The following is a 20805-nucleotide window of genomic DNA, read 5'->3' as shown; positions in this document are numbered from 1 at the left end:
GCTCTTGCTCTCACAACCCGTACCGATTATGGGCACGGTGGGCCGTTACCCCACCGTCTACCTAATCGGCCGCAGCCACATCCTATGGCGCCGTAACGTTTGGTGCTTCCCCCTATTCCAGGTGGGAAGCGGTATCAGGAATTGGCCTCAGTTTCCCGAGGTTATGCCTGTCCATAGGGTAGTTTGGCCACGTGTCACTGAGCTATCTGCCACGAGTATGAACTCGTGCGACTAGCATGGCTAAATCGAACTCCGATAGCAATGGCCTCCGGCAGGATCAACCGGAATGGTCCCGAGCTCAAGGCTCGGGGGGTGGCGGGACACACCCGAATGGGTGTGTTCCTTATCTCATTGCAAATGGATCTGGTTCGACGCATCCGATCGGATGTCGCCGAACCGTCGAGGCTAACATCAGATTCCGTCTTGACGGCGGACCGCAGGGGCGGAATCCTCATACGTTGGCGCCCGGGGCGTTCCGGGGCGCCGTTCACATTATTTTGAAATGGCTGGTCCATACTTAACCCCGTTGTTTCGTTGCTCCGCCTGCTATCGGTTCCCATTCTCGGAGGTACCTAAGGCCGTCGCTTCGAGTACATAGTCGTCGGTGTTTGGAGCGCTTCTCTCGAGCTTAAACATATCTCGGGTGCAGAGTATATAGCTAGAAGCTGCCGAGGCTGGCTTGGACGTCGCGCGTTGCTGGTTCGGGCGTGACGTCGTGGCCGAGGAGGTCGCGGAGGTCGGTGGCGTAGGTGGTGTCGTTGTGGTCGAGGACGAGGAGGCGGCCTTTGGTGCCGCGGATGGTTCCGGTGGCGAGGGTTTCGGCGACGGGTTCGGTGTCGAGTTGGAGGCCGTGGTCGTACGTGTAGGTGTCGAGTGCGTCGTGTTCGTCGAGGAGTGCGTTCCAGGCGTGGTCGTCGACGGTGGTGGCGAGGCTCCGGCGTTTGGTGGGGGTGCGGACGCGGTCGGTGAGGGTTTCGGCGATCTCGGCTTCGAGTTGCCGCGCGATGCGACCGTCTGGGACGGTGTTGATGTGTGCGCCGCGGTCGGCGCCTTGTTCGTAGAGCCGTGTTTGGAGGCGCCAGCTGCGTGTGACGCCGACTTTGAACGTGTCGGGGGCGAATGCGGCGAGGTAGATGGCGTGTTCGTCGGTACAGGTGTCGAGTGGGAGGTTGCAGTCGCCGGTGCAGCGAGCGCAGGCCCACGTGCGGGTGTGTTGATGGCAGTGGGGTGCGTCGTCGTTCGGGCAGGGGTGGTGGCCGGCGTCGTCTCTGTGGCCGGCGCAGTGTCGGTCGTGGAGGGTGTAGGCGAGTTCGGTGCCTGGGGTGAGTTCGACGTGGTGGACGTGGTCGTCGTCGGCGACGTGGAGGGCCGCGGGCTGTGCTGGCTGGTCGGTGGGGGGTCGTGCTGGTTCGTAGCCGACGATCTGCACGAGTGGGCGTTGGGGCGATGGTCGTTTAGCGGTACCGCTTGGCGTGTGTGGTAGTTCGTGCTGTTCGCTGGGGGATGGGGCGGCAGGCTTCGTGTCGAGTTACGTTTCCCAAGCCGTATCGGGTTGAATGTTTGTTTATTTCATTCTTTCCTCTCTTCCATGGATACTTTTAAATACCATTGGTCATCACCATTGGTTTGCATGTCTGGTAAGGACAAGCATACCTCGCGACGGGACGTACTGAAGACGGCGACTGGCGCACTCGCGGCGACGGGCATCGTCGGGATGGCCGAGGCGCGGCCTGTGGACAAGGTCGAGGTGAACGTCGGCTTCGACGACGTTCGCGGGAAGGCCGCCGTCGAGCGGAAGGCGGATTCGGTCGTCCGAGAGTTCAACTTCGACGCGATGACCGTACAGCTCCCGAAGAAGGCGGCGGATGCGCTTCAGCGCAACCCGAGCATCCGCTACGTCGAGGAGAACGGCGAGATGCACGCGCTCGCGCAGACGACACCGTGGGGCATCGACCGCACGGACTCGGAGGTCGCACACGCGAACGGTGAGACGGGGTCGGGTGCGGACGTCGCCATCATCGACACGGGCATCGACTCGGACCACCCGGACCTCCAGGGCAACCTCGGCAAGGGCAAGTCCTTCGTCCAGTGTTCGACCAAAGGCGGATGTCGGTTCGGGGCGAAGCCGGCCGACAACACGTGTAACACGTCGTGGGACGACGACAACAACCACGGCACGCACTGCGCGGGCATCGCCGGTGGGGTCGACAACACGGAGGGCGCCGTCGGCGTCGGGCCGGACGTGACGCTGCACGCGGTGAAGGTCCTGGACAAGTGCGGGTCCGGTTCGTTCAGCGACATCGCGGCGGGCGTCCAGTGGGTCGCGGATCAGGGCTACGACGTCGCGTCGATGAGCCTCGGTGGGTCCTCTAGCTCGTCGGCGCTGCAGGACGCGGTCCAGTACGCTGCGGAAAAGGGCGTGTTCCAGGTCGCGGCGGCGGGGAACTCCGGGCCCTGTAGCGACTGCGTCGGGTACCCGGCGGCGTACTCGGAGGTAATGGCGGTGTCCTCGACGGCCAGTGACGACACGCTCTCGGACTTCTCTTCGACCGGGCCGGAGGTCGAGATCGCGGCGCCGGGGTCGGACATCTACTCGTCGGTCGCGAGCAACGGCGGGTACGACACGTACTCGGGGACGTCGATGGCGTGCCCGCACGTCGCGGGCGCGGCCGGCCAGCTGATGGCCGACGGAGCGACGGCGTCGGATGCGCGCAGCACGCTGACGTCGAGCGCGGAGGACATCGGCCTGGCCAGCAACGAGTCGGGCGCGGGCCTGCTGGACGTCGCGAGCGCGCTCGGCCTGGATTCGAGCGACGACTGAGTCGTCGCGCGCGGCGGGGCGCGTACTGGGGAACGACCCCTTCGCAGGTTCTTTTCAGCGCTACCGATGCTAGATGTATGTGGTTCGCGTGCGGGGTTTTTTATTCTACTTCTCCTGGCCGCGGATATTTTTATATTGGGTGGTTGTTTCCGGGGCTGCTGGGAAAGTTTTAATTACCATCCACTATCACCGTTGGTCGTATGGTAGACAACGACAGGCGAGTGAGTCGACGTCAGGCACTGAAAGTGGCGGGATCCGCGGTCGCCGGGGCGAGCGCAGCGGGGCTCGCGAGCGGGGAGCCGACGGAGAAGGTAGAGGTGAACATCGGGTTCGCGGGGACGCGAGGGCGAGCGGCCGCGGAGAAGGCCGCCGATTCGGTGAGTCGACGGTTCGGGTTCGACGCCATCACAGCCGAACTTCCGCGGAAGGCCGCCAAGGCCCTCCGCAAGAACCCGAACATCCGGTACGTCGAGAAGAACGGCCTGATGCACGCCATCGATCCGGTGGAGTCCAGTGGCGGCCCACCGGGGTCCTGTGACCCGTGGCCGGGCTGTCGTGGGAGCGACGGCGGCGACGGTGGTGACACGAGCCAGACGCTCGAGTGGGGCGTCGACCGCGTGGACGCGGAGGTCGCGCACGCGAACGGCGACACGGGCTCGGGTGCGGACGTCGCCATCCTCGACACGGGCATCGACTCGGACCATCCGGACCTCCAGGCGAACCTGGGTTCGGGGAAGGCGTACGCGACCTGTAGCGGCTGTAATAAGTCCTGGGACGACGACAACGACCACGGGACGCACTGCGCGGGCATCGCCGGCGCGGACGACAACACCGAGGGCGTCGTCGGCGTCTCCACGGAGGCGACGCTGCACGCGGTGAAGGTCCTCGACAGTCAGGGGTCGGGGTCGTTCAGTGACATCGCGGCGGGTGTGGAGTACGTCGCGGACCAGGGCTGGGACGTCGCGTCGATGAGTCTCGGCGCGTCCTCCGGGTCGTCCACGCTGCAGGACGCGGTCCAGTACGCGGCCGACAAGGGCGTGTTCCTGGTTGCGGCGGCGGGGAACTCCGGCCCGTGTTCGGACTGCGTCGGGTATCCGGCGGCGTACTCGGAGGTCGTCGCGGTGTCCTCGACGGCGAGCGACGATTCGCTGTCGTCGTTCTCGTCGACGGGCTCGCAGGTGGAGATCGCGGCGCCGGGGTCGGACATCCGGTCGACGGTCCCGGGTGGCTACGATACGTTCTCTGGCACGTCGATGGCGTGTCCGCACGTCGCGGGTGCAGCCGGCCAGTTGATGGCCGGTGGCATGTCCGCGTCGAACGTCCGGAGTACGCTGAAGTCGAGCGCGGAGGACATCGGCCTCGGCAGTAACGAGTCCGGGTCCGGCCTGCTGGACGTCGCGAGCGCGCTCGGCTACGACTCCAGCGACAACTGAGCCCCTACCGACGGACGCTCGGTTTCGGGTGACGCTCGGTCTCGGCGAGGGGTACGACTGATGAGCTCTCGCGTGCGCTCGCGTGCGCACGGAATAGATGTACTTCTTCGAAGGTCGTTATTGCTTCGAGAGGCGTGGCCGGTTCGCGCGAGCGACCGATACCCGGTGGCGCGAAGTCGCTGCGGGGAAAGGGTTACGTCGCGTGCGCGGGTACGGCTGGGCATGACGCTTTCCGGGTCGTTGTCTGCGACGGTGGCCGATGGGACGGTCGAGTTCAGGTACGAGGTGACGAACGACGGCGACGAGCCGGTCGAACTCCAGTTCTCGAACGCTCAGACCCACGACGTGGTCGTGTTCGAGGACGGGGAGGAGGTGTGGTCGTTCGCGGCGGGCCGGATGTTCGCGCAGATGCTGCAGTCGGAGGCGTGGGCGCCCGGCGAGTCGTCGTCGTACGGCGCGACGTGGGCGGATGCGCCGTCGGGCGAGTACGAGGCGCGGGCGTGGCTCGCGGCGAACGACGCGGACGCGGAGGCGGCGACGTCGTTCTCGGTGTAGTCGACGCGTCTCTCGGAGCGAACCGTTCCACCGTCGAAACGGCGCGCTAACGCGCGCCGGACGCTCGAAGGGTCAGTATCCGTCGCGGAGTTCGGCGGCGAGCTGGCGCGTGGCTTTCTCGACGGATTCGTCGCTGGAGCGCGGTGGTTCCCAGCCGAGCGCTGCGAGTTTCTCGATGGAGAGACGCATCTTCGGGACGTCCCCGGTCCAGCCGCGGTCGCCGCCGGTGTACTCGTAGTCGGGGTCGCAGTCGAGTTCGTCCGCGACGATGTCGGCGATGCGGTTGACGCTCGTGGTCGTCCTGGTGCCGAGGTTGTACGTGTTCAGGTCGCGGTCGGCGTGCTCGACGACGTGGAGCATGGCGTCGATGCAGTCCTCGACGTGGAGGTAGGACTTCTCCTGACGGCCGTTCCCGAGTATCTCGAGGGTCTCGGGGTCGGCGAGCAGTTTCTCGATGAAGTCGGGGATGACGTTCCCGCGCTGGTTCGGGCCGACGATGTTCGCGAACCGGTACACCCACGCTTGGATGCCGTAGGAATGGGCGTACGTGGAGATGATGGCTTCGTCGGCGAGCTTCGAGGAGCCGTAGATGCTGATCGGTTCGAGGGGCGCGTAGTCCTCGGGCGTGGGCATGGGGGCTTCACCGTAGACCGTGGACGAGGAAGTGAACGCGAGCTTGTCGACGCCGACGTCGTGCATGCGTTCGAGGACGTTGTACGTCATCCCGCCGTTCTCCTCGAAGAGCTTCCGGTCGTCGTCGTAGTTCGTGTCGGTGTACGCCGCGAAGTGGAAGACGACGTCGACGTCGTCGGTGATGGTGTCGGCGACGTCGTCTTCGTCGGTCATGTCTCGCTGTCGGAACTCGACGTCGTCGGGTACCTGGTCGCGTGTCCCCTTCGAGAGGTCGTCGACGGCGAGGACGTCGTTGTCGGCGGCGAGTTCGGCGGCGAGGTGCGAGCCGACGAGACCGGCAGCGCCGGTCACGACGACGCGCTTGTCGGTGAGGTCCATGCCTGGGACGTCGCCGGAGTCGCCTAAGAGATTTCTGATGTTACGGTACGCTCGGGGCCGGGGTTCGATGGTCGCCTGACGTTCGGTGCTCGCCTGGTCGTTGACGTGTCGCAGTCAGTCGTCGCTCGCGGGCGTGGGTGGGTTGGCGATGAGGGATTCGGTGCGGTCCCAGAGTTCGCGAGCGAGGTCGTCGTCGCGCGCGGTCGCGGACGGCGTCTTCGGGCTGGCGTTCGAGAAGTACTCTCCGGTGACGTCGTAGTCGTCGGCGGCGGCGAGGTAGACGCTGGTCGCGGCGGCTGTCTCGACGGTGTCGGCGATCCGTTCGAGGACGAACGCGGGGAGGACGCCGAGGGCGGGCATGAGGACCGAGACGGGGAACGAGGCGTCCCGCCAGAGCTCGCTCCCGGGGACGAACCCGGGGTGGAGCGAGTTCACGAGCTTGTCGGGGTTGCGGGCGGCGAGTTCGCGCGAGAAGAGGACGTTCGCGAGCTTCGAGCGGGCGTACGCCTGGAAGCCGTCGTACTCGTCGACGGTGGTGACGGCCTCGGTCGTGAGGTCGCTTGCGGTGGCGCGTTCGTGGACGGCGCTGGCGACGGTGACGACGCGTCCCTTGGGGGCGAGGTCGTCGAGGAGTTCCTGCGTCAGTTCGAACGGCGACAGGTGGTTCACTCTGAAGGTCCGTTCGACGCCGGCGGCGAGGCTCGGGCCGTCGAAGTGCGCGCCGGCGTTGTTCACGAGGACGTCGAGTTCGTCGACGCGGTCGGCGACGGCGGCGGCGAGTTCGCTCGGCGCGTCGGGGTCGGCGAAGTCGGCGCGGACGAAGACGGGGTTGGCGTCGAGCTCGCGGAGTTCGTTCGCGAGGGCGCGGCCGGCGGTCCGGTCGCGGCCGTGGACGAGGACGCGCGCACCGAGTCGGCCGAGCGCGAGCGCGGTCTCCCGGCCGACGCCGTGCGTGGCGCCCGTCACGAAGACGGTTCGCCCGTCGAGGTCGGCGTCGGCGACGCCGGCGACGACTTCGGGTCGTGTCATACCGGGAGATTCAGACGCTCGCGGAATAAGTCTGCGGTCGTGCGTCGACGACGCCAGGCCGGCGTTCGTGCACGCGCGCCATCGGTATTTTGCTGGTGGGCGTCGAGCGGTGAGTCGTGTCGCTTTCGACGTCGACGGTTCTGTTGGTGCTCGCCGTGGTCGGCCTCGGCGGGGTCGTGAAGGGACTGGTCGGGTTCGGGTACGCTATCGCGGGAACGGCGGTGCTCGCGTCGGTGCTGTCGCCGACGACTGCGGTGGCGTTGATGATCGTACCGATGCTCGCGGCGAACCTCCGGTTGCTCGGCGAGCTCACGAGGTCGGGGTTGCGGTCGTGCGTGCGTCGGTTCTGGCCGTTCGTCGCCGCGGCCGTCGTCGGGACTGTCGCCGGGATGGCCGTCCTGTCGGTCGTTCCGGGGCGCCTGGTCGCGACCGGCCTCGGGGCGTTCACGCTCGCGTACGTCCTCCTCCAGCAGGACCGCGTCCGCGTGCCGGGCGTCGCAGCGTTCGAGCGGGCGTGCTTCGTGGAGACGACGACGATGAAGGTGTTCCTCGGGTTCGCGTCCGGCGTCGTGTTCGGCGTCTCGAACGCCGCGGTCCAGGTGGTCGCGTACCTCGACAGTCTCGACCTCGACCGGGAGACGTTCGCGGGCGTGCTCGCGATGATCCTCGTCGGCGTCTCCACCGTCCGCCTGGGCGTCGCCTGGCAGTTCGGGTTGTTCGAGGCGGGGAGCACGCTCTGGGTGTCCGCTGGTGCGGCCGTCCCCGGCGTCGTGGGGGTCGCGCTCGGCGAGCGCTTCCGCGACCGCGTCGACGACGCCGTCCTCGCGAGGGTCGCGCTCGCGCTGTTCGCGGTCATCGCCGTCCGCTTGCTCTCGAAGGGCATCCTCGGCGTGTGACGGCGAGGGTGCTCCGGTCGGTTCGAGCGAAGCGTAACCCGCTTACGCGCGCCTGCCGAATCCCGCGCCATGCAGGGTGAACACGAGGTCGTCGTCTGCCGGCTCGAGCACCGCCCGGGGCGCGACGACCGGATGACGACGCACGTCGGCCTCACGGCGCGGGCGCTCGGCGCGGACCGACTCGTCCTCCCGGACAACGCCGCGCAGGCCGAGGAGACGGTCGCCGACATCACCGCGCGCTTCGGCGGGCCGTTCGACGTGGAACGCACCGACTCCACGCAGGCGTTCGTCCGGAACTTCGACGGCACCGTCGTCCACCTCACGATGTACGGCGAGCGCGTCCAGGACGTCGAGGCCGACGTTCGCGACGCGCACGCCGACGGGCCGGTTCTCGTCGTCGTCGGGAGCGAGAAGGTCCCGTTCGACGTCTACGAGCACGCGGACTACAACGTCGGCGTCACGAACCAACCCCACAGCGAGGTCGCCGGCCTCGCAGTCTTCCTCGACCGCCTCTTCGACGGGCGCGAACTCGACCGCGAGTGGGCGGACCCCGAGGCCGTCGTCCTCCCCCAGGACACCGGGAAGCGCGTCGTCGACCCCGAGGACGCACCCGACGACCGCGTCGACACCACCGACGACCGCGTCCACGACGACGGCGACTAACGGCGACACGAGAAACGCCGTCCTGGCGGACGCCGTATGCTCGTGCGGGCGGGGCGTCCCCTCCACTTCCGAAACTCCGCGGGAAACGCCGTCCTGGCGGACGCCGTATGCTCGTGCGGGCGGGGCGTCCCCTCCACTTCCGAAACTCCGCGGGAAACGCCGTCCTGGCGGACGCCGTATGCTCGTGCGGGCGGGGCGTTCGGTAGTTTTAAACTCACGAAAGCCCCGGTTTCGTACAAGATGGCTTTTGAGGACCTCCTCGAAGACCCCGTGATACAGAAGTACCTCCACGAGTTGGTCGGCCCGAAGGGGATGCCGGTTGCGGCGGCACCCCCGGACGGCGAAGTGACCGACGAGGAGCTCGCCGAGGAGCTGGACCTCGAACTGAACGACGTGCGGCGCGCGCTGTTCATCCTCTACGAGAACGACCTCGCGGAGTACCGGCGGCTGCGCGACGAGGACTCCGGGTGGCTCACGTACCTGTGGACGTTCCACTACGAGAACATCCCGGAGAACCTCGAAGAGGAGATGCACCGGTTGCTCGCGGCGCTCGAGGACCGCGAGGAGTACGAGCGCAACCACGAGTTCTACCTCTGCGAGGTGTGCTCCATCCGCTTCGAGTTCGGTGAGGCGATGGACTTCGGGTTCGAGTGCCCCGAGTGCGGGTCGCCCCTGGAGTCGATGGACAACGACCGGCTGGTCACGGCGATGGACGACCGGCTCGCGGCGCTGCGCGAGGAACTGAACGTGGAGTCGGGCGCATAATGGTCGTTCTCGCGACGAAAGTCTACGTGTCCGGTGACGCTCGCGACCGCGTCGTCGACAGCCTCACGAGCCTCGTGGGGAACGAGCTCGCCGAGTTGGACGTCGACTTCGAGGTCGGCGTCCGCCAGGACGGCTTCCCGTCCGTGACCGTCACGGGCGAGGACGAGGTGGTTGCGCGGAACGTGCTCGCCGAGGAGTTCGGCGAGATAGACGCGCACATGCAGGAAGGCGAGACGTACGTCGGGACGTTCGACTCCTGGAGCGAGGAGGGGTTCGTGCTCGACGCCGGCGAGGACGTGTACGTGCCCGCGGAGGACATCGGGCTCGGGCAGGGGACGCCGAGTCAGGTCCGCGAGCGGTTCGGGCTCGTCCAGCACATGCCCCTGGAGTTCGTGTACGGTGGCGACGGCGAACCCAGTCGGTTGAGTGACGCGCAACGCGACGAACTCTACGAGTGGACGCGTGGCGACGGGCGCGTGAACGTGAACTCGGCGACGCGTGCGGAGGTCCGGGCGACCGTGAACCGCGCCGGGCACGCGCGCGACATCGTGACCGTGGAGCGCATCGGGCTCCTCGAGCAGAGCATCGTCTGTAAGGAGGGCACGGACCCGCCAGGGTTGCTCGCGGCGATCGGCGAGTACCTGCCGGCGGAGATCCGCTGCGTGATTCCCTGAGGGATGGCTCGGAAACGACTCGTCCTCGCGGTCCTGTCGCTCGCAGCGCTCGCCGCTCTCGCGGGCTGTACGTCGCCGTTCGGTGGGGGCGTCAACGAGGAGCGGTTGAACGAGAACGCGACGTACGAGTGGAACGACTCCGCGGACGTCTACGTGAACGTCACGGGCGGCCAGTACAAGGCGGTGTACGACGTGTCCGGGTTCGAGGGAACGGAGTTCGAGCTGTGGCGGCCGGGTATCGAATCCCGGAATCCGCTCCCGATAGCGGCGCTGAAGTACCGGTATCCGAACGGGACGACGGTGACGGCGGCGAATCTCACGGTCGAACGCCGCGGCGGGGCGACGGTGGTGAACCTCCCGCAGTCGTCGGGGAAGGTCGCGTTCACGACGCGGACCGACCAGAAGTCGCTGCTGCTCCCGTCGTACCTGGAGGGCTCGTATCACGTGGTGCTCCCGGAGAACATGCGCGTCGGGTTCCCGCTGTTCGGACAGGTGTCACCGGGCGCTGACGAGCGCTCGCTCGACGAGGCGACGGGTCGCGTGCACCTCCGGTGGGACGAACTCTCGCGGAACCTCTCCATCCAGTGGTACCTGGCGCGGGACATCTGGCTGTTCGCGGGGCTCGTGCTCGTCCTCGGCGGTATCGGCGCGGTCGGCGTGTCGTACTACGTCTACCAGATCCGCCAGCTCGAGCAGAAGCGCGAGGACCTGGGGCTCGACGTGAGCGACCAGGACGACGGCCGGGACCCGCCACCGGGCATGGGCTGACCGGTCGGCCGTTCGAGTGGGCGTCGGTTGCGGTCGGACGTCGGTCTCGTTTTCAACGCGACGCTCGTAGGGTGGGTATGGACGTAGCTGTGGTCACCGTCGGGGACGAGTTGCTCTCGGGGGAGACCGAGAACACGAACGCGACGTGGTTGTGTCGTCGACTCACCGAGCGGGGGGCGCGCGTCCGACGGGTGACGACGGTCCCGGACGACGAGGCCGACATCGCGCGGGTCGTGAACGAGTTCCACGCGGAGTACGACGCGACGGTAGTCACTGGTGGATTGGGGCCGACGCACGACGACCGGACGATGGCGGGGGTTGCGGCGGCGTTCGGGCGGGAGGTCGGGCACAGTCAGGAGGTGGAGGACTGGCTCGTCGAGCACGGCGGGTACGCCGCTGGCGACCTCGCTGCTGGTACGACCGCGATCCCGGCTGACGCGCGCGTCCTCCACAACGTCGAGGGCGTCGCGCCGGGGGCGGTCGTGGAGTCGACGTACGTCCTCCCGGGGGTTCCCGGTGAGATGAGGCCGATGTTCGAGGCGGTCGCCGACGAGTTCGAGGGTGACGTCGTGCACGTCGAGACGGTGTTCGCGGCGGAGCCGGAGTCGGCGCTCGTCGACCGCTTCGAGCGCGCACAGGAGGAGTTCGACGTCACTATCGGTAGTTATCCCGGCGATGGCGTCCGCATCCGCGTCTCGGCCACGGACGCCGACGAGGTCGCTGCGGCGGCCGCGTGGCTCCGCGAGCGCGTCGACGGCGGGGAGGAGTAGCGAGACCGCTGCCAGGCCGTTACTGGTAGATCTTGTACAGCCATCCGGCGGTGATGGCGAGGCTGAGGACGAGGACGGCGAGCCCGATCGGCGTGTTCCCGACGAGTTCTGCGGTGAGTGGAATCGATGTCATGGACGGCCGTTGTGACCGCGGTGGCTTAAGCGTTGACAGAGGAACCGACTGCTTTTCCCGACGACGGTCGTACGAGTGGGTATGCGAGTGGGCGTGGTCGTGAACCCCATCGCGGGGATGGGTGGACGCGTCGGGTTGAAGGGGACCGACGGGCTGGTCGAGGAGGCCCGTGAGCGTGGTGCCCAGCCGCGCGCACCGGAGCGCGCGAAGACGGCGTTGTCGGCGCTCCGGGCGCGCCGCGACGACGTGACGGTCGTGACGGCGAGCGGCGCCCTTGGCGCGGACGCCGCGGTCGACGCTGGCTTCGACCCGGAGGTGGTCTACGAGTACGAGCCCGACGAGGTGGGTGCGTCGGCGACGTCGGCTTCGGACACGCGTGCAGCGGTGCGAGCGTTCGTCGACGCGGGCGTCGACCTCGTGCTGTTCGTCGGCGGGGACGGGACGGCGGTGGACGTGGCGCGGGCGCTCGAGGAGGCCGGCGGCGGGTCGGCGCCGGTGCCGATGCTTGGTGTGCCTGCGGGCGTGAAGATCTACTCGTCGGTGTTCGGGGTGACGCCGAGCGACGCCGGTCGCGTCGTCGCGTCGTTCGACACGGTCGAGGAACGCGAGGTGAACGACATCGACGAGGCGGCGTACCGCGAGGGCGAGGTGCGGACGACGCTTCGAGCCGTGGTGCCGGTTCCGGTGGCGGAGGCGGTGCAGTCCTCGAAGCAGGTGGCGGGCGGGAGCGTGGAGGGCGTCGCCGCGGGATTCGCGGGCGATGTCCGCGAGGGCGTGACGTACGTGCTCGGGCCGGGGAGTACGGTCGGCGCGATCAAGCGCGAGCTCGGGTTCGAGCCGTCGCCCCTCGGCGTGGACGTCTACCGCGACGGCGAGGTGATCGTGCGGGATGGCACCGAGGACGAGATACTCGCGGCGCTCGGCGAGGAGAACGTCGTCGTCGTCTCTCCCATCGGCGGCCAGGGGTTCGTGTTCGGGCGCGGGAACCACCAGATCTCGCCGCCGGTCATCGAGCAGTCGACCGTCGAGGTGGTGGCGTCGCCGAGCAAGCTCGACGACGTCGGCGTGCTCCGCGTCGACACCGACGACGAGGCGGTCAACGAATCGCTTCGTGGCTGGCAGAAGGTCCGCGTCGGCCGGTACGAGCATCGGCTCCTGAAGGTCGTCTGAGTCCCGGTCGTCGACGTCCGTTTCTCCACGTTTGGTGACACTAACGGACGGAACCACCAGCGGAAAGGGCCTAGAAGACAGGTGAGGGTATATTATGAAACGAGGGGCAAATATAAGGTATACCGTTGCCTAGGCGGGGACATGGAAACGCGTAAAGTGCAGCGGCTCGGGCCGTCGACGCTGGCGATGACGCTCCCGGCCGAGTGGGCGAAGGAACACGACGTGGAGAAGGGCGACGAGGTGTCCCTGCGGATGGGCGGGAAGGGCACGTTGACGGTGATGCCGGAGTCGGCGAACAGCGAGGAGACGGAGGCGGTCATCCACGCGGACGACCTGGACGCCGACGCCGTCGAGCGCGCGATCGTCGCGCAGTACGTGCTCGGACGCAGGGTCATCCGCATCGAGAACGAGTCCGGCGCGCTCGACAGCGAACAGATCAACGCCGTCTATCGCGCGGAGACCCAGCTCATGGGCCTGGGCGTCATCGAGGAGACCCCCGAGAGCATCGCGATCCGGTGCTCGGTCGACCCGGAGGACTTCACGCTCGACAACCTCCTCGAGCGCCTGGAGTCGACGGGGTCGACGATGCGTGGCGAGGCGGTGAAGGCCCTGGCGCACGGGAACCCGGACCTCGCGCAGCGCGCACTCAACCGCGAGCGGCAGGCGAACAAGATATTCGTGCTCCTGCTGCGCCTCATCTTCACGGCGTACCAGAACCCGAACCTCGCTCGCGCGGTCGGGCTCGCGGACGGCTTCCCGCTCATCGGGTATCGCTCCATCGCGAAGAACCTCGAGTTGACCGCGGACAACGCCGAGGACATCGCGGAGATCGTGCTCGAGGCCGAAGGGCACACGTTGAACGTCGACCAGTCGACGATGCGGCGCATCCGGGAGTTCACCGAGCAGGTCGACGAGCTGACGGCGCTGGCGGTGGAGTCCGCGGTGACGCGGGACTACGACAAGACCATCCAGGCCCGCGAGCTGTTCCACGAGATCAGTGACCGCGAACGCGAGATACTCAACGACCTCCCGGAGATGGACAACCAGGACCTCCTGCAGGTCCGCGAGGTCCTCGTGAGCCTCCAGCAGACCGCGCAGTACGCGATGCGGAACGCCGAGATCGCGGTGAACCTCGCGCTGAACGAGGAGTCCGACCACACCACGATCAACTGACCGCGTGCGTCGGCCGCGAGCTAGTCGCTCGCGACCACCTCTTCTCGCTGGGCGTCGTCCGCGTTGCGAGCGTCCTGCTCGGTTTTCTTCGCACACAGCGGGCTCCGAGTGGTTATCTCGCAGTCGAACGCGGGGTGTTCGGCGAAGTGCCGGACGAGCATGTGGCGTCGCGACCCCGTGATGCCGGTCCGGGAGACGTCGTCGGCGTCGAACTCGGTCGGGAGGCGCTCGTAGAGGCGTTCGACGGCGTCGAAGTCGCGGAACACCTTCGCGTTCCCGGTGGAATCGGCGCCGCGGCGTCGGACCTCGTACGAGCCGTCCTCGCGGTGGCGGCCGGCGGTCCGGAAGAACTCGCGGTCGGCGACGACGGCGTCACCCAGTTGCTCTTTGAGCGCGACGGCGTCGGCTCTGGACAGTTCCACGCACGCGTCGTCGAAAGTGACCTGGATGCGTTCGCTCGATGCGTCGGTCGTTACCTCGGGCTCACCCGAGAAGAACTCGATCCGGAGAGTGAGTACTCCGTTCCATACGCCACGTGAACGCCGCCATCGACAAAACACTTCCGCCGCAAGGTCGCCGGTTCCGGTGCGTCGACCGCGACCCGCGCCGACCGCAACCGCGCGCTCGGGCCGGCGAGCGTCGGCCGCGACCTAGCCGAGGCGAGCGTGGTGCGAATCGAGCACGGGCAGGATGCCGCCGTCGTCGGTGGTCGTACCGTCGTCGTCGCTCGTCGTCGACCCATCGTCGTCGCCGGTGGTCGTGTCGTCCGCAGTCGTCGTATCGTCGCCGGTGGCGGTGGTATCGTCGCCGTCGTCGGCGCCGGTCGTCCCGTCACCGCTCTCGTCGTCGGTGCCGGTGGTATCGTCACCGCTCTCGTCGTCGGTGCCGGCGTCGTCGTCGGTCTCGTTCCCCGGCGCAGTGTCGTCCTTCGTGCCGAAGACGTCCGTCTCGATGGTCTCGCGGTGCGTCGCACCCTCGAGCGGGATGTCGAGTTCGGTGCCGGCGACCTCGACGCTCGCCGCGAAGTCGATGACGACCTCGGTCCGCTGGTTGCGCTCGACGTGGGTCACCCACCAGTCGTCGAGGTTCTCGTTCTGGATGTACGTCACCGTCCGCACCTGCGTGAGCGAGTTCGGTTCGAGCACCTTCTCATCGGTGTTCTCGCCCGCACCGACGCGCACGTCGTTCATGTCGATGGTGTAGTTCAGCTTCGAGACGGGAATCGCGTAGTCCTTCGGGTTGTAGACGTAGAAGTCCACGGCGATGCCCGTGCGCTCGGCCGTGACCTCGCCCCACTGCGCGCGCGTCTCGTTCACGTACAGGACCGGGTCGCTGACGAGCGGGCTACTCGAGTTCACCGGCCGCGTCTCCGTGGAGTTGAACGACGAGAGCATGTCCGTCTCGATCGAGCGCGTCTGCGTGACCGGGACCGACCGACCGAGGAAGTCGGATTCGACGGTGGCGTTCACGTTCACGGTCGTCTGCTCGTCGTTCCGGACGTGACTCACCCACCAGTCGGGGATGCGGTCGTTGTCGAGGGACGTCTCCAGGTCGATCGTCGAGTTCCCGGGTGGCATCGCTATCGGGCCCGTCGACCCGTTCGCCATGTGGACGTCGTTCATCGCTATCGCGTACTCGCCGGAGACACCGAGGAAGCCCGCGCCGATCGGGTTCGGGTTCGTCACCTCGATCTTCGACCCGATGGTCGTCGTCGAGTCGCTCACGCCAGTGAACTCGTTCTGGAACTCGTTCACCGTTGGGACGCCCAGGAACCCGGCGGCGAACGCGACGCCGACCGCGAGGACGAGCGCGAGGACGCCCGTTCCGGCGATCCGGACGCCACTCCCGAGGAAGAGCGACCTGAGCGTCGCGACGACCGACGAACCTGTACCATCGGCACCTGCGGAGTCGGCACCCATCTCGTTCCCGGTTCAATCGCCGACGGCTAAAGGTCTTGTCGCAAGAAGATTTGGCGGCTACTGGCCGACGACGCCGACGAAGCCCGCTCGGCGGTCGGTTGACTCGCGGCCGCTGACCGGAGACGGTGGTACTAAGTCAGCCGCGTGGATACGGGCGAGTATGACTGCAACGGACACCGGTGGGTCGGACAAGGGCGTGGGGTTCACGATGCTGTTCGGCGCTGGCGCGGTCCTCGGCGCCATCGTCATGGCGGCGGGTGGGTTCGTCGCGACGGGGTCGCTACGCGGCGGTATCGACGTTCCGGAGGCGACGACGGCCGCGATGGAGGTCAACGCCGCGGTCGGGTTCGCGCTCGCGATGGCGTTCGCGGTCCTGGCGGTCGTCGCGGTCCAGGTGTACGACGGCTGACGACCGGGAAACCGTTAATACGCTAAGTCCCGTACCCCCGGCATATCGATGAGTGAGTATTCCGAAGAGGAACAGCGCATTCTCGCGTACCTCCGCGATAGCGTCTCGCGCGGACAGCAGTACTTCCGCTCGAAGAACATCGGGGACGCGCTGGGGCTCTCTTCGAAACAGGTGGGCGTTCGACTCCCGAACCTGGACGAGAAGTCCGAGGAGGTCGATATCGAGAAGTGGGGGCGTGCTCGCTCGACGACTTGGAAGGTCACGGTGAGTTAATTCTCGATGACTGTGACCGTCGAGCGGACGTTCGCGTTCGAAGCGCCCGCGGCGGACGTCTGGGCGTTCATCTCTGACCCGGCGAAGCGAGCGGGAGCTATCAGTGTCGTCGAGTCCTACGACGTCGACCCTGATTCGAACGGGACTCGTGGGACGTGGCACGTGAGCCTCCCGATTCCGGTCATCTCGCGGACGGCGGCGGTGGAGACGCGGGACGTGGAGCGACGCGACGGCGAGTACGTGAAGTTCGTCGGGCGGTCGAAGGTGATGCGCGTGGTCGGCGAGCACGAGGTGGTGCCGACCGAGGACGGCTGCGAGCTCGTGAACCGGTTCCGCGTGGAGGGGAAGCTCCCGGGCGTGGAGCGGTACTTCAAGAAGAACCTGGACGGCGAGCTGGACAACCTCGAAGCTGCGTTGCGCGCGGACCTCGGGCTGCCAGCATGACGCCGGCCGGTGATGGCGACGGCGCTGGCACGGGCGTCGGCAGGGACGGGTTTCGCGTCGCGCTCGTGCAGTTCGCTCCTGCCGCGGGGAAGGTGGATGCGAACGTCGAGCGCGCGCTCTCAGAGCTGGCGGCTGCGGCGGACGCGGGCGCGGACCTCGTGGCGTTCCCGGAGCTGTTCGACGTCGGGTACTTCGCGTTCGATTCGTACGCGCGGCACGCGGTCGGTCTCGACGACGACCGATTCAAGCGGTTCGCGGCGGCGGCGCGCGAGCACGACGTCTGGGTGCTCGCGGGGACGATGATGGAGGACCTCGCGGCGACGGCGGCGAGCGACGTGGACGTGCCGGTCCCCGATGTCGATGGCCTGGCGAACACGGCGGTCGTGTTCTCGCCCGACGGCGAGCGCGAGCTCGTGTACCGCAAGCACCACCTGTTCGGGTACGATTCCGCGGAGGCGGAGTTGCTCGTTCCGGGTGAGCGTCGGCCGACCGTCGACGTCGCGGGGTTCACGCTCGCGGTGTCGACGTGCTACGACCTGCGGTTCCCGGAGCTGTACCGCGAGTACCTGGACGCGGGCGCGGACCTGGTGCTGGTGCCGTCGGCGTGGCCGTATCCGCGCGTCGAGCACTGGAAGACGCTCCCGTCGACGCGCGCGGTGGAGAACCTCTCGTACGTCGCGACGGTCAACGGCGCGGGGACCGTCGGCGGCACCGACCTCGTCGGTCGGTCGACGGTGTACGACCCGTGGGGGACGCCCGTGGCGACGACCGACGACCGCGAGACGACCGTCTACGCGGACCTCGACCCCGGGCGCGTCGCCGACGTTCGCGACGACTTCCCCGCGCTCGACGACCGCCGGCTCTGACGCGAGCGGCCGACCGCCGCGACCGTCTCTGCGAGGCCCCGTAATCCCGTCATACTGTCGCATGGGATGGCGTCGCGAACCTTGTCGTGGAACCAACCATTTATAAGGTATGCGGCAGTAGGTGCTGCTGCCGGACGCAGACGCTTTTCACGTCTATTCCGGCACTAACGCCCGTCGCACCTACGCCCGCGCCCAACTGCGGCACCTCGGGGCTACCCGGGAGCCTATTCGAGGTGTCGCATCTCTCGTCCTCACACGACATAGCACCGCCGCCATCACTCCTCCCGGTCGATACTCGAAGGACGAAGCAATTGCTTGGCGCGGCGAGAACAGGAAAGAAGAGCAGAGATCGCTACGGAACGCCGGTTAGTCGTCTTCGGTCTTGATGTCCGCGGAGAGACCCTGCGCCATCTCGATGTCCTTCGAGTTGTTGAGCGTCCACGCGGTGCGCTCGGTGACGGCCTCGATGGCTTCGCGCGCGCTCGGCGCGCCCTTCCCGGACTTCTTCATGCCGCCGAACGGCAGCTGGACTTCCGCGCCGATACAGGGGAGGTTGCCGTACGCGAGGCCGACCTCGGCCTTGTCGCGGTAGTAGTTGATCTGGCGGTAGTCCTCGCTGATGATGGCACCTGCGAGCCCGTAGGGGACGTCGTTGTGGATGTCGACGGCGTCCTCGATGTCACCGCTGTACTTGACGAGCGCGACGTGCGGCCCGAAGCACTCCTCCTTGAGGCAGCGGAGGTCGGTGTCGTACTCGATCTCGTAGACGAACGGTCCGACCCAGCTGCCGTCCTCGTGGCCGTCGGGGATCTCGTCGTCGTCGAGGTCGAAGCGGTCGACGAGGACGTTCGCGCCCTCCTTGCGCGCCATCTCGTTGTGGCGCGCTATCTTCTCGACGTGCTCTTCCTCGATGGCGGGCCCCATGAACGTGTTCTCGTCGAGCGGGTCGCCGACGGCGACGTCCTCCGCGATGTCGACGTAGCGCTCCTTGAACTCGTCGTAGACGTCCTCGTGGACGATGAGGCGCTCGGAGGAGACACAGCGCTGGCCGGTCGTCTTGAAGCTCGACATCACCGCGGAGTGCACGGCCGTGTCGAGGTCCGCCTTCTCCGTGACGACGATGGCGTTCTTCCCACCCATCTCGCAGGCGCGGTTCTTCCCGGGCATCCCGCCGACCTTCGAGGAGATCTCGTGGCCGACCTCGGCACTGCCCGTGAAGAGGACGGTGTCGGTGATGTCGTTCTCGACGATCTCGTTCCCGGCGTCACCGAAGCCCTGCACCATGTTGAAGACGCCTTCGGGGACGCCCGCGTCCTCGAGCATCTCCGCGATGATCTGTCCGCACCACGGCGTCTGTTCGGCGGGCTTCCAGACGACGGTGTTCCCTTCGACGAGCGCGATCGCCATGTGCCAGAACGGGATGGCGACCGGGAAGTTCCACGGCGTGATGCAGCCGACGACGCCGTTGGGCTTGCGTCGCATGTACGCGTCCTTGCTCGCGATCTCGCTCGGGATGATGTCCCCGTGGGGGTGGCGGGCGTTCCCGGCAGCCCACTCGACCATGTGCCACGCCTCGGTGACGTCGGCTTTCCCTTCGCTGATCTCCTTCCCGCACTCCTTGGTGACTACTCGTCCGAGCTCCTCGTGTCGGTCCTTGAGCTCGTGGTAGACGTCCCAGAGGTACTCGGCGCGGTCGATGTGCGAGAGGTCGCGCCACTCCTCGAAGGCGTCCTCGGCGGCGTCGAGCGCTCGCTGTACGTCCTCGGGTGTGCCGCGGTGGAACTCGCCGAGGGTCTCCCCTGTCGCGGGGTTCTCGCTCGTGAACGTCTCGTCGCCCGAGCCGCTCGTCCACTCGCCGTCGATGTAGTGCTGGAAGGTGTCAGTCATCGTGTTCGGCAAAAATTTCGCGGGACGTATTCAAAAAGCCACCCCTTCCATCGACGGGTCGGCGCGAATGCTGCCGCCTATGGTCGGGTGTGGACTGGGGGCGAGACCGGGGGTATCGGGGCGGGACGCGCAGATATGTGAGGGGCTAGCGTGTGCCGTGTCGTCGGTGGCTGCTCGGGGTTCGGGTCACTGCTGGCGCACGCTCGGGGGTACGTTTATATACGGCGTCCCCCGTCAGGTCGCCGCCTTCTCTATCTCGCCCTTGAGGGCGTTCGCGTCGAAGTCGTGGTCGGGGCGGAGGGCGACGAAGTCGAGGAACTCGCGGGCGGCGAGGACGTCGGTGACGCTGTACGCGCTGGTCGCTGCGGCGACGGCGTCCCGTGCACCGATCCGTGGGGCGAGTTCGGCGAGTGCGCACGCGAGGTCGTACGAGCGTGCCCCGACGAACCCCTCGTCGCGGACGGTCGTCGCGTCGATGACGTACAGCTCGTCGTCCTGGAGGAGGACGTTCTCGCCGCGGACGTCGCCGTGCGCGATGCGCTGGTCGTGCATCCGCGCGAGGAGCGCGAACAGGTCCGTGGCGTGCGAGCGCGCCTCGGCGTCGGTGAGGTCGTCGAACGTCCGGAAGTCCGGGAGGTACTCGAGGACGAGGACGCCGAGGCCGTCGACCTCGAACGCGTCCATGGGCCGCGGGACGTTCAGGCCGACGGCGTGCATCCGACTGACGGCTTCGAGTTCGCGTTCGGCGAGCGCGAGCGGCGTGCCGACGTGATCGAAGAACCCCTCGGTGCCGGCGCTGAACGCCCCGAGGTTCCGGCCGGCGGTGAACAGCGCGTGCACGATGGAGTTCTGCGGGGTGACGACCTTCACGAACCACTCGTCGTCGACGACCATCGGCGTCGACAGCCAGTTGTCAGCGTCGAGGAACGCGACGTGGACGCGCTCGCGGTCGTTCCGTTCGGCGACTGCTCGCGCGACCGATTCGAGTCGCGTCCAGTCGACGGTCCCCCTGAGGAACTCGCGGATGGCCACGGTCGAACGTCGTCCCCGGGAGTGAAAACTCTCCCGGGGGTGCATCCCGAGACTGCGGTTCCGTCGACGGACTGACCCGGGTCGACGCCTCCCTCAGCCGTCGACCCGGCGAGA

22 protein-coding genes and 1 rRNA gene are annotated in these 20805 nt (G+C 67.5%); 15 read left to right on the top strand and 8 right to left on the bottom strand.

Features of this window, described 5'->3' with window-relative positions; translation table 11 throughout:
- Positions 1–288 (bottom strand): 16S ribosomal RNA (locus LI336_RS19800); the annotation flags it as partial.
- Positions 289–658: 370 nt separating this feature from the next.
- Positions 659–1429: a DUF2797 domain-containing protein gene (locus LI336_RS19795; RefSeq protein WP_227134904.1), complete on the bottom strand. Its 771-nt coding sequence runs from the start codon at positions 1427–1429 to the stop codon at positions 659–661.
- Between the two features lie 201 nt (positions 1430–1630).
- Here LI336_RS19795 and LI336_RS19790 point away from each other — a divergent pair, with 201 nt between their 5' ends.
- The 3 genes from LI336_RS19790 to LI336_RS19780 all read left to right on the top strand — a co-directional run bounded on the left by LI336_RS19790 (position 1631) and on the right by LI336_RS19780 (position 4809).
- A complete protein-coding gene (locus LI336_RS19790; RefSeq protein ID WP_227134903.1) occupies positions 1631–2821 on the top strand; it encodes a S8 family peptidase in 1191 nt (396 codons plus the stop codon).
- Between the two features lie 200 nt (positions 2822–3021).
- Positions 3022–4254 carry a S8 family peptidase gene (locus LI336_RS19785; RefSeq protein ID WP_227134902.1) on the top strand — a complete coding sequence of 411 codons (1233 nt, stop codon included), beginning with the start codon at positions 3022–3024 and terminating at the stop codon, positions 4252–4254.
- Between the two features lie 222 nt (positions 4255–4476).
- On the top strand, positions 4477–4809 hold the full coding sequence (locus LI336_RS19780) for a BsuPI-related putative proteinase inhibitor (RefSeq protein WP_227134901.1): 333 nt from the start codon (positions 4477–4479) through the stop codon (positions 4807–4809).
- 72 nt (positions 4810–4881) lie between these two features.
- Here the strand turns inward: LI336_RS19780 and LI336_RS19775 are convergent, their stop codons facing one another.
- Positions 4882–5820, bottom strand: a complete 939-nt coding sequence (locus tag LI336_RS19775) for an NAD-dependent epimerase/dehydratase family protein (protein WP_227134900.1) — start codon at positions 5818–5820, stop codon at positions 4882–4884.
- 114 nt (positions 5821–5934) lie between these two features.
- Positions 5935–6849: an SDR family NAD(P)-dependent oxidoreductase gene (locus LI336_RS19770; protein ID WP_227134899.1), complete on the bottom strand. Its 915-nt coding sequence runs from the start codon at positions 6847–6849 to the stop codon at positions 5935–5937.
- A 146-nt stretch (positions 6850–6995) separates the two neighbouring features.
- Between LI336_RS19770 and LI336_RS19765 the strand changes: the two genes are divergently transcribed.
- The 8 genes from LI336_RS19765 to LI336_RS19730 all read left to right on the top strand — a co-directional run bounded on the left by LI336_RS19765 (position 6996) and on the right by LI336_RS19730 (position 13861).
- The gene (locus LI336_RS19765; protein ID WP_227134898.1) at positions 6996–7745 is read left to right on the top strand and encodes a TSUP family transporter; all 750 of its coding nucleotides are present in this window, start codon (positions 6996–6998) and stop codon (positions 7743–7745) included.
- Positions 7746–7814: 69 nt separating this feature from the next.
- Positions 7815–8408, top strand: a complete 594-nt coding sequence (locus tag LI336_RS19760; RefSeq protein ID WP_227134897.1) for a tRNA (cytidine(56)-2'-O)-methyltransferase — start codon at positions 7815–7817, stop codon at positions 8406–8408.
- Positions 8409–8648: 240 nt separating this feature from the next.
- The gene (locus tag LI336_RS19755; protein WP_227134896.1) at positions 8649–9173 is read left to right on the top strand and encodes a transcription factor; all 525 of its coding nucleotides are present in this window, start codon (positions 8649–8651) and stop codon (positions 9171–9173) included.
- Positions 9173–9847: a DUF2110 family protein gene (locus LI336_RS19750; protein ID WP_227134895.1), complete on the top strand. Its 675-nt coding sequence runs from the start codon at positions 9173–9175 to the stop codon at positions 9845–9847. Before LI336_RS19755 ends, LI336_RS19750 begins: the two co-directional genes overlap by 1 nt.
- 3 nt (positions 9848–9850) lie before the next feature.
- Positions 9851–10615: a DUF5803 family protein gene (locus LI336_RS19745; protein WP_227134894.1), complete on the top strand. Its 765-nt coding sequence runs from the start codon at positions 9851–9853 to the stop codon at positions 10613–10615.
- Positions 10616–10692: 77 nt separating this feature from the next.
- Positions 10693–11385 (top strand): competence/damage-inducible protein A, encoded by a 693-nt coding sequence (locus tag LI336_RS19740; protein WP_227134893.1) that lies wholly within the window; start codon positions 10693–10695, stop codon positions 11383–11385.
- A gap of 214 nt (positions 11386–11599) precedes the next feature.
- A complete protein-coding gene (locus LI336_RS19735; protein ID WP_227134892.1) occupies positions 11600–12688 on the top strand; it encodes an ATP-NAD kinase family protein in 1089 nt (362 codons plus the stop codon).
- Between the two features lie 141 nt (positions 12689–12829).
- Positions 12830–13861, top strand: coding sequence for a phosphate signaling complex PhoU family protein (locus LI336_RS19730; protein ID WP_227134891.1), 1032 nt, complete (start codon positions 12830–12832; stop codon positions 13859–13861).
- Positions 13862–13881: 20 nt separating this feature from the next.
- Here LI336_RS19730 and LI336_RS19725 read toward each other — a convergent pair whose 3' ends face one another.
- Together LI336_RS19725 and LI336_RS19720 are read right to left on the bottom strand one after the other, a co-directional pair.
- Positions 13882–14277 (bottom strand): DUF7528 family protein, encoded by a 396-nt coding sequence (locus LI336_RS19725; RefSeq protein WP_264475584.1) that lies wholly within the window; start codon positions 14275–14277, stop codon positions 13882–13884.
- 234 nt (positions 14278–14511) lie between these two features.
- The gene (locus LI336_RS19720) at positions 14512–15780 is read right to left on the bottom strand and encodes an LEA/WHy family protein (protein WP_227134889.1); all 1269 of its coding nucleotides are present in this window, start codon (positions 15778–15780) and stop codon (positions 14512–14514) included.
- Between the two features lie 160 nt (positions 15781–15940).
- On the opposite strand from LI336_RS19720, the gene LI336_RS19715 reads away from it, so the two are divergent.
- From LI336_RS19715 to LI336_RS19700, 4 genes are read left to right on the top strand one after another with little or no spacing between them, the layout of a single operon-like run.
- A complete protein-coding gene (locus LI336_RS19715; RefSeq protein WP_227134888.1) occupies positions 15941–16189 on the top strand; it encodes a DUF7525 family protein in 249 nt (82 codons plus the stop codon).
- A gap of 48 nt (positions 16190–16237) precedes the next feature.
- A complete protein-coding gene (locus LI336_RS19710; protein ID WP_227134887.1) occupies positions 16238–16462 on the top strand; it encodes a DUF7123 family protein in 225 nt (74 codons plus the stop codon).
- A 6-nt stretch (positions 16463–16468) separates the two neighbouring features.
- On the top strand, positions 16469–16906 hold the full coding sequence (locus LI336_RS19705; RefSeq protein WP_227134886.1) for an SRPBCC family protein: 438 nt from the start codon (positions 16469–16471) through the stop codon (positions 16904–16906).
- A complete protein-coding gene (locus LI336_RS19700) occupies positions 16903–17772 on the top strand; it encodes a nitrilase-related carbon-nitrogen hydrolase (protein ID WP_227134885.1) in 870 nt (289 codons plus the stop codon). The genes LI336_RS19705 and LI336_RS19700 overlap by 4 nt, the downstream gene beginning before the upstream one ends.
- 366 nt (positions 17773–18138) lie before the next feature.
- On the opposite strand, the gene LI336_RS19695 is transcribed toward LI336_RS19700, so the two are convergent.
- Positions 18139–19659 (bottom strand): aldehyde dehydrogenase family protein, encoded by a 1521-nt coding sequence (locus LI336_RS19695; RefSeq protein ID WP_227134884.1) that lies wholly within the window; start codon positions 19657–19659, stop codon positions 18139–18141.
- A gap of 234 nt (positions 19660–19893) precedes the next feature.
- Positions 19894–20691 carry an RIO1 family regulatory kinase/ATPase domain-containing protein gene (locus tag LI336_RS19690; RefSeq protein ID WP_227134883.1) on the bottom strand — a complete coding sequence of 266 codons (798 nt, stop codon included), beginning with the start codon at positions 20689–20691 and terminating at the stop codon, positions 19894–19896.
- Positions 20692–20805 lie beyond the last annotated feature (114 nt).

This window comes from Halorubellus salinus (assembly GCF_020567525.1).
Lineage (GTDB): Archaea > Halobacteriota > Halobacteria > Halobacteriales > Natrialbaceae > Halorubellus > Halorubellus salinus.
The sequence above is the reverse complement of the archived record's forward strand: the minus strand, read 5'-3'. Positions and strand labels throughout refer to the sequence as shown.

What these genes read in the sequence shown, in the direction of transcription:
- LI336_RS19775 (WP_227134900.1), bottom strand. Translation starts at nt 5,820, where the DNA reads ATGGACCTCACCGACAAGCGCGTCGTCGTGACCGGCGCTGCCGGTCTC.
- LI336_RS19735 (WP_227134892.1), top strand. Translation starts at nt 11,600, where the DNA reads ATGCGAGTGGGCGTGGTCGTGAACCCCATCGCGGGGATGGGTGGACGC.
- LI336_RS19750 (WP_227134895.1), top strand. Translation starts at nt 9,173, where the DNA reads ATGGTCGTTCTCGCGACGAAAGTCTACGTGTCCGGTGACGCTCGCGAC.
- LI336_RS19740 (WP_227134893.1), top strand. Translation starts at nt 10,693, where the DNA reads ATGGACGTAGCTGTGGTCACCGTCGGGGACGAGTTGCTCTCGGGGGAG.
- LI336_RS19760 (WP_227134897.1), top strand. Translation starts at nt 7,815, where the DNA reads ATGCAGGGTGAACACGAGGTCGTCGTCTGCCGGCTCGAGCACCGCCCG.
- LI336_RS19715 (WP_227134888.1), top strand. Translation starts at nt 15,941, where the DNA reads ATGACTGCAACGGACACCGGTGGGTCGGACAAGGGCGTGGGGTTCACG.
- LI336_RS19755 (WP_227134896.1), top strand. Translation starts at nt 8,649, where the DNA reads ATGGCTTTTGAGGACCTCCTCGAAGACCCCGTGATACAGAAGTACCTC.
- LI336_RS19720 (WP_227134889.1), bottom strand. Translation starts at nt 15,780, where the DNA reads ATGGGTGCCGACTCCGCAGGTGCCGATGGTACAGGTTCGTCGGTCGTC.
- LI336_RS19710 (WP_227134887.1), top strand. Translation starts at nt 16,238, where the DNA reads ATGAGTGAGTATTCCGAAGAGGAACAGCGCATTCTCGCGTACCTCCGC.
- LI336_RS19785 (WP_227134902.1), top strand. Translation starts at nt 3,022, where the DNA reads ATGGTAGACAACGACAGGCGAGTGAGTCGACGTCAGGCACTGAAAGTG.
- LI336_RS19780 (WP_227134901.1), top strand. Translation starts at nt 4,477, where the DNA reads ATGACGCTTTCCGGGTCGTTGTCTGCGACGGTGGCCGATGGGACGGTC.
- LI336_RS19730 (WP_227134891.1), top strand. Translation starts at nt 12,830, where the DNA reads ATGGAAACGCGTAAAGTGCAGCGGCTCGGGCCGTCGACGCTGGCGATG.
- LI336_RS19770 (WP_227134899.1), bottom strand. Translation starts at nt 6,849, where the DNA reads ATGACACGACCCGAAGTCGTCGCCGGCGTCGCCGACGCCGACCTCGAC.
- LI336_RS19695 (WP_227134884.1), bottom strand. Translation starts at nt 19,659, where the DNA reads ATGACTGACACCTTCCAGCACTACATCGACGGCGAGTGGACGAGCGGC.
- LI336_RS19790 (WP_227134903.1), top strand. Translation starts at nt 1,631, where the DNA reads ATGTCTGGTAAGGACAAGCATACCTCGCGACGGGACGTACTGAAGACG.
- LI336_RS19700 (WP_227134885.1), top strand. Translation starts at nt 16,903, where the DNA reads ATGACGCCGGCCGGTGATGGCGACGGCGCTGGCACGGGCGTCGGCAGG.
- LI336_RS19705 (WP_227134886.1), top strand. Translation starts at nt 16,469, where the DNA reads ATGACTGTGACCGTCGAGCGGACGTTCGCGTTCGAAGCGCCCGCGGCG.
- LI336_RS19745 (WP_227134894.1), top strand. Translation starts at nt 9,851, where the DNA reads ATGGCTCGGAAACGACTCGTCCTCGCGGTCCTGTCGCTCGCAGCGCTC.